The 13,100-nt window shown below is 48.6% G+C and carries 10 protein-coding genes; 5 read left to right on the top strand and 5 right to left on the bottom strand.

Translation table 11 applies throughout. From position 1 onward, the window contains the following. Window positions 1-46 precede the first annotated feature (46 nt). The 5 genes from ACIFO6_RS14330 to ACIFO6_RS14310 form a co-directional block, all read right to left on the bottom strand. A complete protein-coding gene (locus tag ACIFO6_RS14330) occupies window positions 47-1,147 on the bottom strand; it encodes an AAA family ATPase (protein ID WP_430041313.1) in 1,101 nt (366 codons plus the stop codon). 196 nt (window positions 1,148-1,343) lie between these two features. Further along, window positions 1,344-3,809, bottom strand: a complete 2,466-nt coding sequence (locus ACIFO6_RS14325; protein ID WP_430041312.1) for a heavy metal translocating P-type ATPase — start codon at window positions 3,807-3,809, stop codon at window positions 1,344-1,346. 110 nt (window positions 3,810-3,919) lie between these two features. After that, the gene (locus ACIFO6_RS14320) at window positions 3,920-4,120 is read right to left on the bottom strand and encodes a copper ion binding protein (protein ID WP_025683234.1); all 201 of its coding nucleotides are present in this window, start codon (window positions 4,118-4,120) and stop codon (window positions 3,920-3,922) included. A gap of 57 nt (window positions 4,121-4,177) precedes the next feature. After that, complete coding sequence (locus tag ACIFO6_RS14315; protein ID WP_283654317.1) at window positions 4,178-4,528, bottom strand: metal-sensitive transcriptional regulator; 351 nt, start codon at window positions 4,526-4,528, stop codon at window positions 4,178-4,180. Between the two features lie 111 nt (window positions 4,529-4,639). Further along, window positions 4,640-5,875, bottom strand: coding sequence for a multidrug effflux MFS transporter (locus ACIFO6_RS14310; protein WP_430041310.1), 1,236 nt, complete (start codon window positions 5,873-5,875; stop codon window positions 4,640-4,642). A gap of 201 nt (window positions 5,876-6,076) precedes the next feature. On the opposite strand from ACIFO6_RS14310, the gene ACIFO6_RS14305 reads away from it, so the two are divergent. The 5 genes from ACIFO6_RS14305 (at window position 6,077) to ACIFO6_RS14285 (ending at window position 13,066) form a co-directional block, all read left to right on the top strand. Then, the gene (locus ACIFO6_RS14305; RefSeq protein WP_430041309.1) at window positions 6,077-6,670 is read left to right on the top strand and encodes a DUF5317 domain-containing protein; all 594 of its coding nucleotides are present in this window, start codon (window positions 6,077-6,079) and stop codon (window positions 6,668-6,670) included. A 285-nt stretch (window positions 6,671-6,955) separates the two neighbouring features. Next, on the top strand, window positions 6,956-8,803 hold the full coding sequence (locus tag ACIFO6_RS14300) for a bifunctional diguanylate cyclase/phosphohydrolase (protein ID WP_430041307.1): 1,848 nt from the start codon (window positions 6,956-6,958) through the stop codon (window positions 8,801-8,803). Between the two features lie 252 nt (window positions 8,804-9,055). Further along, window positions 9,056-10,783: a copper resistance CopC/CopD family protein gene (locus ACIFO6_RS14295; RefSeq protein WP_430041306.1), complete on the top strand. Its 1,728-nt coding sequence runs from the start codon at window positions 9,056-9,058 to the stop codon at window positions 10,781-10,783. 48 nt (window positions 10,784-10,831) lie between these two features. Beyond that, window positions 10,832-11,572 (top strand): YcnI family protein, encoded by a 741-nt coding sequence (locus ACIFO6_RS14290; RefSeq protein ID WP_430041305.1) that lies wholly within the window; start codon window positions 10,832-10,834, stop codon window positions 11,570-11,572. Between the two features lie 246 nt (window positions 11,573-11,818). After that, complete coding sequence (locus tag ACIFO6_RS14285) at window positions 11,819-13,066, top strand: stalk domain-containing protein (protein WP_430041304.1); 1,248 nt, start codon at window positions 11,819-11,821, stop codon at window positions 13,064-13,066. The last annotated feature ends 34 nt before the right edge of the window (window positions 13,067-13,100 follow it).

Genomic DNA, 13,100 nt, shown 5'->3' with positions numbered 1-13,100 from the left:
AACATCGTGAGGACCTTCGACAACCAAATATGCATATTCCATTTGCTTACCTCACATCCTGACCCAGCTCATATCTCAATGAGTACATATCCTCACCTATAAACCTTTTTGAATATGTTCTGCTATCTGACAAAAGTTTCTCTAATCTATAGGTAGTAAGCTCGTTTAAATTTTTTGTATCTGCTGACAATATCGCATCAAGGGCTTCTAAACTATGAGTTGTTACAAATAGCTGTACATTAAAATCTTTACAATTGCTGACAAGCCAATCAAAGAACTTTTTAAATAGTTTGGAATGTATGGCAGTTTCAACTTCATCTATTAACAACACACCGTTTTTAGACTGTAATATAGCGGTTGCAATAGTTAAAATTCTCCGCACACCATCACCATAGACCGTAATCGGAACATATCCCATCGTCCTATGCTTAAAATAAGGAGTAGATCTGTTGCCATTAGGATCTAATATCTCTATTCCCTCAATATTTTCATCAAAATCTTGTAGTAAGTTAATAATACTATTTTTATTTCCCGTCATAATAGTTGCTGAAATCGCTTTTGCTGAGATAGGCAATACACGGTGATCCACGGGAGATACCAGATTTGTCTTGAAAATAACATTTTTCCGATCTCTTCGCATAACTCTTTGTGAATCGGTAATCAAATACTTTTGCTCTACTTCATCATTGAGTACTTTAGTTCTAAACATGATTTCAACTGCTCGTTCTTCTTCTACTTCTCCAATGTTCTCCTGTTGTTTCACACTATTCGTTAAATCCATAACAGATGTTTCATGACATTCAATATTACATTCTATAAATCCCGATTCTAATTTCGCTCCTAAATTAATACGTTCCCTGACTAACTCATTAACAGCCCCGTAAAAGGCAACTGGGAAAGTCCATAGAACAGAGTCTACTGTCGATAGTTTCCGAGATAATATTGAAAATGTTCTATCTCTCCCTTTAGAAGTAGCAATAAGCTGAAATATATCCCCTGGACTTGTTATTAATTCAATACTTTCTAAAATGGAAGTCTTACCCACATTATTCTTCCCCACTAAAAGATTGAACTGACTCAAATTCTTCAGTTCTAAATCTTTAATTCCACGAAAATTTTCAATATATAAATCATTTATATGATTCAAAATTATCGCTCCTCCCCATCTTGCTAATACTTAATTATATTCCTATTATTGACTGAATACTCATACAATATAAAAACCTTTAGAAGAATAGTTTATCCTCCTCTTTGAATCGTGTAATTCCATTCTATCAAAGAACCGTTACTTGGGGTTTGAATTTTAAAAAAAGGGCTGCCCTAAGGACAGCCCTTGATTTTATCTACAGTTTCACCCGTTGGAGACGCAGGGCATTCAACACCACCGAAACAGAGCTAAATGCCATAGCTGCTCCCGCCAGCCACGGGGCAAGGAAGCCCAAGGCAGCAATCGGAATGCCGATTACGTTATAACCTAACGCCCAAAACAGATTTTGCCGGATATTCGTCATCGTACGGCGGCTCATTTCGATCGCATCGGGAATGCTGTTCAGGTTGCCGCGCATAAGCGTGATATCCGCAGCCTCCATCGCCACATCCGTACCCGTCCCCATCGCCATCCCGATATTAGCGGTAGCCAGCGCGGGCGCGTCATTAATACCATCGCCCACCATGGCTACGATCAGTCCCTGCTCCTGAAGCCGTTTTACTTCTTCAGCCTTGCCCTCCGGCAGCACCTCAGCCAGCACCCGCTCAATTCCGGCCTCGGCAGCAACTGCCCGCGCGGTCCGTTCATTGTCACCCGTAATCATGATAACCTCAATGTTCATCGCACGCAGACGGGCAACCGCCTCCCGTGACGTTTCCTTGATCGTATCTGCCACGGCTACCAGTCCGGCATAGGAACCGTCCACTACAATCAGCATGGCTGTTTTGCCCGCGTTCTCCAGCTCATGCATATGCTGCTCGGCAGAGTCAGCTATCGCGATGCCTTCCCTGCTCATCAATCGACGGGTACCTGCCAGTACCTGCTTGCCTTCCACATGAGCCATCACGCCATAGCCCGGAATATTTTCAAAATCCGTTGGCTCTGCTAGCTCAATGCCGCGATCCGTAATCCCTCTTACAATGGCTTCCGCCAGTGGATGCTCCGAGCTTTTTTCCGCCGCAGCCAACAACCGCAGCAGATCCGTTTCACTCAAGCTTCCTTCTCCGACCATAACATCCGTCAGCACCGGCTTGCCGTTCGTAACCGTACCCGTCTTATCCAGTACCACCGCGTTGATGGAGCGGGTCATTTCCAGATGCTCGCCGCCCTTGAACAGAATGCCATACTCTGCGGCACGTCCCGAACCCGCCATAATAGACGTTGGCGTAGCCAATCCGAGCGCACAAGGACATGCAATGACGAGAACTGCAATCATTTTCTCCAGGGAGCCTGCAAAATCTGCTGGAGTTACAAGGAAAAACCAGACGATAAAGGCCATTGCCGCTATAGCTACAACGATTGGGACAAAAATTCCTGATATTTGATCAGCGATCCGCTGAATCGGTGCCTTGGAATTTTGCGCATCCTCCACGACCTTAATAATACGGGCCAATGCCGTATCGCCCCCCACACGCTCAGCCTGGATACGAAGTACACCGTTTTTATTGAGCGTAGCTCCTGTGACCACAGAACCCGCTTCTTTTTCCACCGGAAGACTTTCGCCACTCAGCATAGATTCATCCACTGCCGAGCGTCCGTCCACAACCACACCATCGACAGGGATTTTCTCGCCGGGACGTACAATAAAAATGTCCTTCACACGAACCTGCTCAATCGGTATATCAAGCTCTTGCCCATTACGTACCACACGCGCCGTCGTCGCCTGGAGACTCATGAGACTCTTAATCGCCTCGGACGAACGGCCCTTGGCTACTGCTTCGAACCATTTACCGACGAGAATAAGCGTAATCAGCACCGCGCTTGTCTCATAGTACAGCTCAGGCATTTTCATGACAGGCATCCCTGCCATACCTCCCATGCTGTCCATCACGGTAGACGGACGCAGGGTGAGATACAAGCTGTAAAAATAGGCGGAAGACGTGCCCAGAGCAACCAGTACATCCATATTGGAGCCGCCATTGCGCAGCGCCTTATACGCTCCCACGTAAAACTGCCATCCAATGATAAACTGGATCGGTGTAGCCAGCACAAGCTGGAACCACGGATTCAGAAATAAGCCAGGCACATAAATCCATGAGGTAAAGGAGAAATGAGCCACCATCGCCCACAACAGCGGAAGCGACAGCACCGCCGAGACGATCCACTTCCACTTTTTACGATTCATATCCTTGCTGCGCACATCTGCAATGTTATCTTCGGCACTTTGTGGAATGGCTCCATAGCCAAGCTGTTCAATCTTGCTCACCAGATCATTGACTGCAATACTCCCCGCCGCATATTCCACATGAGCTGTTTCCATCGCCAAATTCACCGTAGCTCCTGTCACACCCGGCATCCGATTAAGCCCCTTCTCAATACGGGTTGCGCAGGCTGCGCATGTCATGCCTGTCACATTCAGATTGGCTTCCTCACTCACAGTTCCAAAACCAAGTGAAGCAATTTTATCGCGAAAATCAGGAATATCCACCTGCTTTGGATCATACGAAATCGATGCCTGCTCCATGGTCAGATTTACATTAGCCTGCGCCACGCCGTCTATTCGATTCAGCCCCTTTTCAATCCGGGCTGCGCAGGCAGCACAGGACATCCCTGTAATATGAAGCGTTGTCTGCTTGTCACCATCCGTCACACGGTTTTCCATGATACCCCTCCTCCATATACCCCTATGGGGTATATTTGTGATCAAAAGAAAAAGCTCCTATATGGAAGCTTTTCCTTGTAAAACATGTTCATGTACCCATTTCTTCAATCTTAAACGACGTCATAGCCTTGGTCTTCAATTGCGGTTTTCAACGCTTCCACGTTCAGCTTGGACTCGTCGTATTCTACAGCCACTTGTTTCGCTTCAAGACTGACCTTGCCGGAAGCGCCGACTTTCTCCAAGGCTCCTTCTACTGCTTTCACGCAATGATTGCAGCTCATGCCCTCTACGTTCAATGTTACTTGTGCCATTGTGTTTCCTCCTCCTGGATACTTCGTGTACCCGATTCATGTGTATGGATATTGCTCTTAACGGATCAGCTTCTTGACCGTAACCAGCAGCTCATCAATCACTTCCGGCTCTCCGGCCTGCATGCGCTCAATGACACAGCTTTTCATATGCCCTTCCAGCAGCAGCTTGCCGACACCATTCAGGGCGGACTGGACAGCCGCAATCTGGTTCAGCACATCGTCACAATAGGTATCCTTCTCGATCAAGCCCTTGATTCCCCGAACCTGACCTTCAATACGGTTCAATCGGGATGTAAGACTGTTCTTGAATTCTGCCGAGTGATGACTTTTTCTGACGGTCTTTTCCCCTTCTGTTCCGCAATGAGCCTCATGGACTTCAGCGTTGGAAACAGGTTGCTCTTCAGCCATACATTAGCCTCCTGTGTTGTGTATATGCATCCATGCATTTGTAATATGCTTCTAGCATAATATACCCCTATGGGGTATGTCAACCTTCCAGAAAAATGTCCCCTGTTTGCCTTATTTCAGACCTTCGCGCGCACTTCCTCGGGCAAGTACCATAAAGCTTAACAACGCACCAACTTCCGCTATAGCGATGACGATAGCCATCGGTATGGGGGTTGTTCCACTGCCCAAGCCCACCAGCGGCGAAGCGATGGAGCCAAGCAACAGAGGCAGCAAGCCGAGCATAGCGGACGCACTGCCTGCGGAGCGCTGCTGGCTTTGCATTGCCAATGAAGTGGTGGTGGTACTCACGATCCCGACGCAGGAAACAACAAAGAATAGCGGAACTAGAATAGCAAACAGTTGACCTCCGGTAAAAGCTACAGTAAGCAAGCTAATTCCGGCTACAGCCGCAATCACCAAACCCGATAAGAGCAGCTGCCGTTCGCTGAAACGGCCCACAAGCCTCCCGGTCAATTGAGAAAACAGTACAATCCCCAAACCATTCACCGCGAAAATAATACTGTATGTCTGAGGTGAAACCCCGAAAATATCCTGAAGCACGAACGGCGAGCCAGCGATGTACGCAAACATGGCTCCTGTAATGAGCGCCTGCGAGAAGGCATATCCCATAAAGCGCCGATCCGTAAAAAGATGACCGAGTGTACGAAGCGTCTGCTTCAAACCACCCGATGAACGGCGGCTGACAGGCAGTGTTTCCGGAAGCCCCAACACAACGGCAATTAACATAGCCACACCGACTACGCAAAGCACCATGAACACACCGCGCCAGGATACAAAATTCAAAATTACACCGCCCAGCACAGGAGCAGCAATCGGAGCCACACCGTTCACCAGCATGAGCAGCGAAAAGAAGCGCGTCAGCTCTTTGCCCGAATATAGATCACGCGCAACGGCTCTGGAGATGACGATCCCCGCAGACCCGGTAAGCCCCTGAATAAAGCGCAGCCCGATCAGCACGCCGATATTCGGCGCAAACACGCATAACAGTGAAGCAGCGGCGTACAGGACAAGCGATACGACCAGCGGACCTCTACGTCCTCTTACATCACTCAGCGGCCCAGCAACGAGCTGCCCGACTGCCAGCCCCAACAAACAGGCGGTCAGACTGAGCTGGGCCAGAGAAGTCGTCGTATGCAAATTGTTGGCTAATGTAGGCAATGATGGCAAATACATATCTATGGACAAGGGTCCGAAAGCGCTCAACGCTCCCAGAACAAAGGCAATCCATAAAATCCGGGATTTGGTCATATCTGCGGCAACCATTACTGTATTGGCAAACCGATTCATAATAACAATCATCCTTTTCTGAAAATATAAAATATCACTTCAATTACATCATGATAACATTCATTTTATCCTGGTTCGATCATTTACACGCTAATCCGCAATTTTTTTCGAAACTGCTACATATCAGGCAGGAATTTACCAATTTAAGGTCGAATTATACCTTAACCAAAACAAAAAATTTGCGAAAGCTGGAGAATAACTATGGTCTATGATGGAGTGCTGCTTGGTCTCATTGTAGGACTGTTCAGAGGAGGCTGGCAGCAGGGGTTAATCCGCTTTAGCCAAATTCGCCTCATAGCTGGCTGGATGTTCCCTGTGCTACTGCTGGTGCAGTTCATTATTTTTTATGCTCAGGAAAAATGGGCCTGGCTTGCGTCCATCAACGGGTATCTGTTTATGGGCATCTATGCGGTTGGATTGATTTTTCTCTGGCTGAACAGGCACCACAAGGGATTCAAGCTTATTTTAATCGGAGTTCTGTTGAATTTTGTCGTCATGGCGGTCAATGGCGGCAGGATGCCAGTCTCGTTGAGCGCTTCTGAAGTGCTAGGCCCTTATTATACGGAAATGCTTAAATCTGGAAGCGTTATATCGAAGCATTACATGATGGATGCGGGTACGCGTTTATCATTTTTGGGTGATATTATTCCACTCTCCAAGCCCTATCCCCGTACGCAGGTGATCAGTATTGGAGATGTCATCATGAACTTTGGGATGTTTCTGTTTATTCAAAGCGTCATGGTCGTGAACAAAAAGAAGACCTCTCAGCAAAAAACCCATCCTCGCCACGCCTAGTGTGCGCCTTATTCCAAGGAAGGGAGTGAAACCTATGAAAAATTTGAAATATTCCCGTGTGATTATCAACGCTATTATCGTCGCTTCTGTCGTAATCGCTTTGACTTCCGGTTACAAAATCGGAGGCTAATCACTGATAAGGAAGAGGGAAGCACAGGCTCAACAAAACAGGCTGGATTCCGGCCTGTTTTTTCATGTGAAATATTCGATTACAAAATTGTAAATTACCCATTTACCCCCTGGTAGCTTTGACATCAAGATACGACAAGGCAGGAGAATGAAATAATGAGTATAATAAAAAAGCTGCAAGAACGGGTTAGCGCGACGGGATTATACGTTTTTCTCGTATGTACGGCAGGCTTAGTCGTCCTCTTGTATACGAACCATTGGTCCTTTATGCATTACTCGTCTACAGAGTGGGTCACGATCTACTCCCTGCTGGGGGCAGTTCTGATTTTGGAGCATTTTACCTTCCAGCTGCCGCCAGCCAGTAACAAGCAGTCGATGGATTCCTCCGTGTATCTCGCTTGTATTTTTGTACATGGCACTGAAATCGCTATGCTCGTTTTATTGTTCAATGTACTCATTGCCGCAATCCGGTATAGAGAACTTTCCTGGTGGAAGCATGCCGCCAATTTTTCCATCTATGCGCTCTCCATTTTCCTGTCGTCTGTCGTCTTTGAGCTTAGCGGCGGAACGCAGGGAGGCTTGAACGATGAGCATTTTACTTCCTACCTGCTGGCACTGTTCTGCTACTTTACGGTGAATACCATTACATTGGGTCTCTACTTTTATATTGCTTACAAAGGCTCTCTTCATGAGCTAAAAAAGGCTTTTCTCGCTGAATCCCTGCTTGTTTACTTATGCACACTCATCCTGTCTCTCGTACTGACCACACTGATTTATCATAACGGTATTTTGGGGCTTCTGCTGTTCCTTGCGCTAAGTATGCTGCTATCCCACGCATTCAAGCAGTTGTTTACGATGTACCGGGAAATTGAAGAAAAAGCCAACATGGACCGCAGAACAGGGCTGTACAATCACAGTTATTTTGAAAATGCACTCGAAACCCAACTGAATATAGCCAGATCCCAGAATACGCCTCTCAGCCTTGCACTAATTGATATTGATGATTTTAAAAAGTACAACGATCACTTCGGTCACCTGAAAGGCGATCAGCTGTTGGGATTCCTCGGAGAGATTCTCAAAAAGGAAACCTCCGGCTCCAATATTATCGTCTCCCGCTATGGTGGAGAAGAATTTACGTTGCTTATGCCTGACCATACCGCCGAGCAAGCCTACGAAACGGTCAATGCCATCCGAAAAAGACTGAATGATTCCCGCTACGAGGGCGTGGAAATTTTCCCACACGGCTGCTTGTCCTTCTCCGCAGGCATTGCACAAAGCCGCATTGACATCTACGACAAATCACAGCTGGTTGATCTGGCAGATAAAGCACTGTACTACGCCAAGAAGCAGGGGAAAAATATCGTTCACACACATGGCAGTTTAAATGAACTGGAACGTGAAGTCGATCTGGGACAGGATATTCGTGATATTGAACAGCAGCTTAATCTGTTTTTGTACAAGGATATTAATACCTTCAAACATTCCAAACGGGTATTCAGATATGCAGCAGATATGAGCGAGGTGCTTCAGCTCGGCCCGGAGGATAAACGGCGGTTTATATTGGGTGCTCTCATTCATGACATTGGAAAACTGGAAATTCCTTGGAATATTATCAATAAAAAAGAAAAGCTGTCCTGTGAGGAATGGACGATGGTGAAAGCACATGTCATGTGGGGCAAACGAATTATCGAGGCCAACGAACGATTCGCAGACTTGGTTCCTTTTGTGGAGCTACACCATGAACGCTATGACGGGGGTGGCTATCCGTTCGGCTTTAAGGGTGAGCAAATCCCCCGGCTGTGCCGGATGCTGACGATTATTGACTCCTTCGATGCCATGACCACTGAGCGTCCCTACCAACCCACCAAAACGTTCGAGGAGGCCATCGAAGAGCTGCGGGCCTGCTCGGGTAGCCAATTCGATCCGGAGCTAACGGCTATTTTTATCCGCCATGTCCAGCATAAGCAGCCTGCTTTCATGGATTCTATAGAAGCAGACCACTAATTCCACATAAGGTTGCCCATCACCCCTACCGTTGTTAAAATCGTCCAGATTTCTACATCGGTAGGGGTTTTCATATGGATAGCACATGCAAAATACTATTTATTTCAAATTTCATATAAATGTCATAATTCGCTCCATCTATTTCTGCCACATGCACTATGATTAAGATATGAATTTAGGCTTGACCGTATGAGATGTCGTACTTTGGGACATCCTCGCTTCAAGTAATCGAGAGAAGGTGAATCCACGGGCATGTTGCACCTGTCCAGACCAGCCCGCGCGGCTTGTCTTCTGCTGCTATGTCTACCGTTACTTTTACTGTTTCCTCACTTATCATGGGCCCATGCATTTATCGTTGAATCCAGTCCGACCGAAAATCAGGTTTTGGACAAGCCGCCTTCACAGGTAAAAATCACCTTCAATGAGAATTTGCAATCCGCTTTTATGTCGATGAAAGTGACCGATGAAACAGGAAAACGGGTCGATACAGGAAAAGCGCAGCTCCATCCGGAGTATGAAAACACGATGGAAATCAAACTGATTCCGGGGATGAAAAATGGAATTTATACCGTCAATTGGAGAGCTTTATCCGCGGACGGACATCCGATCAACGGAGTGATTCCATTCCAGGTCGGCAACGGTTCCCATGCGTATACGGACCCCGCTGCCATCACATCCGAAGGCTCGGGAGCATCGCGGCTTGACCTAATTGCTATCCGCTGGCTGCTGTATATAGGACTGTCGTTGCTTTTGGGAGCGCTCTGTTTTCGGCTGTTCATCCTGCCAGGAACGGATCAAAGCAAGTACGCAAGTGAGCATCAAAAGCATGATCAACAGACCGGCATCACGTTACCACGCTGGTCCGCACTGCTATGGAGCGGCTACGGCATCACGTCTGTCGCCATCCTGATCAGTCTGCCGCTTCAGGCATCCTGGGATGCCGGGGTTTCGATCGGGCAGGGCTTTTCGTTCCCGATTCTTGGAGAAGCCCTCCAGTTCACGGGGGCGGGACAAATCTGGTTTATCCAGATGATTCTCGTGCTGATACTGAGCGTAGCGCTGATTTATACGCTGGATCACAGCATTTCCAACCGCCAGCGCCGTCTCTGGGGCTACGGCTCCGTCGTCCTGACGCTAGGCCTCATGCTGTCCAAGGCCTTTATAGGCCATCCGGCGGCGGCTACCCATCCGACTCCAGCCATCGCAGCGGACTTCGTCCACCTGGCCGCGGCAGCCTTCTGGATCGGCTCACTCGCCGTCATGGCGTTGTGCCTGCCTGCTGCCAGTCCAGAGCTGCCTGTGTCCGAGCGGGCAGCTCTGCGGCAAGCGGCCCTGCGCCGCTTTGCCGGCTGGGGCATTGCCATGGTGGCGGCGCTGCTCGCCACCGGCATGTATGGAGCCGTGCTGTACGTCCCGGCTCCATACATGCTGCTGAACACGTCCTACGGACTCGTTCTGCTTGGAAAAGCAGCGCTGCTGCTGGTCATGCTGGCCTTCGCGGCCAGCCAATTTCGCAGCGCACGGCAAGCGGCGGCAGCCAAGCGTGCCGCCGGGGGCTTGCGCATCGAGCTATCCATCGGCCTGCTCGTGCTGCTGTTGGCGGCGGTGCTCACCCACCTTTCGCCTGGTCAGGCACCTGCGGTACCGTTTGAGGAAACTCGCACCGCAGGCAAATATAACGTCACGCTGGCGGTTAGCCCGAATACCGTGGGCAGCAATGAATTTAAGGTAACCGTGCGGGATGCCAAAGGAGCCACCGTACAGGGAATCCAGCAGGTCACACTGACACTCGTTCCGGATGCCCCTGACAAATCCCGACAGGAATTTGTACTCCCTGTGCGGCAGCGGCAGCAGCAACCATTCCTTACTCAAGAGCTGCTGACCGCTGGAGGAACGTGGGCGGTACAGGTACATGCTCTGACCGCATCCTTGGATGCAGTTGACGCCGAATTTACTCTGCATGTCAGCCCCATAAAATAACCTAGGGCACGTAATTACAAATCTTTCAAACTAAAGGAGCTTATTTATATGAATACAAGAATTCAAATGGTAAAATCCAGATTTTCCAGGCTTGCGACCTCGTTGGGTCTGATTGCAGCAGGTGCTTTACTTTTTGCGGGTATGGCCAGTGCCCACGTGACGGTCAAGCCTTCCGTTTCACAGCCTAATGCTTGGGAGACATACACGTTGAAAGTGCCTGTAGAGAAAAACATTCCAACCACCAAAGTGGCTTTAAAAATCCCGAAAGAGGTCGTTTTCAAACAGTATGAGCCTGTACCAGATTGGAAGGTAGCAACCGAGAAAGACAGCTCCGGCAAAGTAACCACCGTTACCTGGACGACCGACGAAGATGGCATTCAGGCGGGTCAATACATGCGTTTCAGCTTCGTAGCACAAAATGCAGATCGGAATACGGAAGCCGCATGGAATGCTTTCCAATATTACAGTGACGGAAGTATCGTGGAATGGACAGGCGATGAAGGAAGCAACAATCCGCATTCCATTACAAAAATCACGGCAGATGCCGCCTCCGAAGCTGCCGCACCTTCCGCAGATCATGGTCATGATTCGGCTGGTGCAGCCGCAGGCGATGCAAGCACAGACACAGCTAAGGATAGCAGCAGCCCGGCACCCGCTTCGAACAATGCTACCGAAGCCGCACCTGCCGCTGCCAGCTCTGCTGCACAAACGACCGCACTCGTTCTGTCGATCATTGCAGTCGTGCTTGGTGCAGCAGCCGTCGGTATTGCGCTCAAGCGCCGCAAGTAATTTTTGTTTGCTAAAGCTGGCACCTGTATTAAAAGGGTGTCAGCTTTTTTGCTGATTTTAATTAAGCTTGCAATATTTATGTAGCAATTAACCATCGTCCCTATATCTTTTTATTTTTCATAGAATTCGAAACTGCATGTACGAACTTAACATTCACCTATCTATCATTTTTTTTGGTAAAATAGTAGAAACCTCACGATTCTAACATGATAGCTTTGTAATCTATGATGCATAGGAGAGTATAAGATGAAAATCGTAAATAAGGCTCTGTTATCCAGCGCCATCTTTCTGAGTGCCGCAGCAGGTATCTATAGCCCGTCTGCGCAGGCAGAAGCGGGGCAGGTCAGCATTGTGCTGGACGGATATCCGTTACCGTTCCCCGTACAGCCCGCAATGATGAACGGCACGACCATGGTCCCTTTTCGTGCTATTTCTGAGGCTCTTGGCATTACGGTGAAATGGGATCAAGCCCGCCAAAGCATTACCGCTACCAAATCACAGGTCTCTGCAACCAAGCAGGTCGTGCTGAAAATGGGTAGCCGCAATGCGACAGTCGACGGGCAAACGGTGCAACTAACAGCCGCACCCCAAACCGTGCGTGGCAGCACAATGATTCCGTTAGGCTTCTTCGGGCAGCAGTTTGGAGCCACGGTCAACTGGAATCAGGGAACGCGGACAGTATCCATTACATCGCCGCGTGAGCCTATGTATACAGTGGGATTTTATGCGCTATCTTCCTTCGACCAAAAATCCAAAATACCGGATTTTAACGCGATAGCCTTCGGCTGGAGCCGAATTGATGCGAACGGACAATTTACGACCAGCGGTAAGGAATACAAATGGCCTCAAGCCGCCGGCACCGTAACACCGGAGTCCATTGTACAGGAGGCAGACAGTCAGGGGACTTCCCCTTACCTGATGGTCTATTCTGGAGACGGCAATCACGAGCTGACCAAAGTTTTGGAAAATGTACAGCTTCAGGAGCAGACGATTTCACAAATCGTCAGCACCGCCACCGACAAGCAGTTTAAAGGCATCACGCTGGATCTGGAGGGACTGGGCTGGAGCGGCGATAAAGCCAAGGCGCGTTCAGACTACAACGCCTTCATCCAAAAGCTGTCGGCCAAAGCGCATCAGACCGGACTCAAGCTCACGGTCGTCCTGCACCCGCTGAACAGCTCTTACTCAGGTTACGACTACAAGACACTGGGCAATCTGGCGGACGATCTGATCATTATGGCCTATGATTACGGACAAAAGGCAACGCCTGAGCCACTCGATAAGGTAGACGAAGCCATTCGACTGGCTTTGAAGGAAGCTTCACGGGACAAGCTGATTTTGGGGATCTCTATGGGTAGCGAAAAAGACAGCACCATCAACGCTAAGATCGGTTTGGCGAAACGCTATGATCTGAAGGGCATCGCCATCTGGCGGCTGGGCATCATTGGAGAAACCGCCTGGACGCAGATGAACGAATCCATCAAGTTTAAATAATCTAGAATAAATAGGTTTACATTTTATAAAAATA

This window comes from Paenibacillus sp. NRS-1781, from assembly GCF_050467745.1.
GTDB classification, from domain to species: domain Bacteria; phylum Bacillota; class Bacilli; order Paenibacillales; family Paenibacillaceae; genus Paenibacillus; species Paenibacillus terrae_A.
This window is presented reverse-complemented; position numbering and strand designations above follow the sequence as displayed.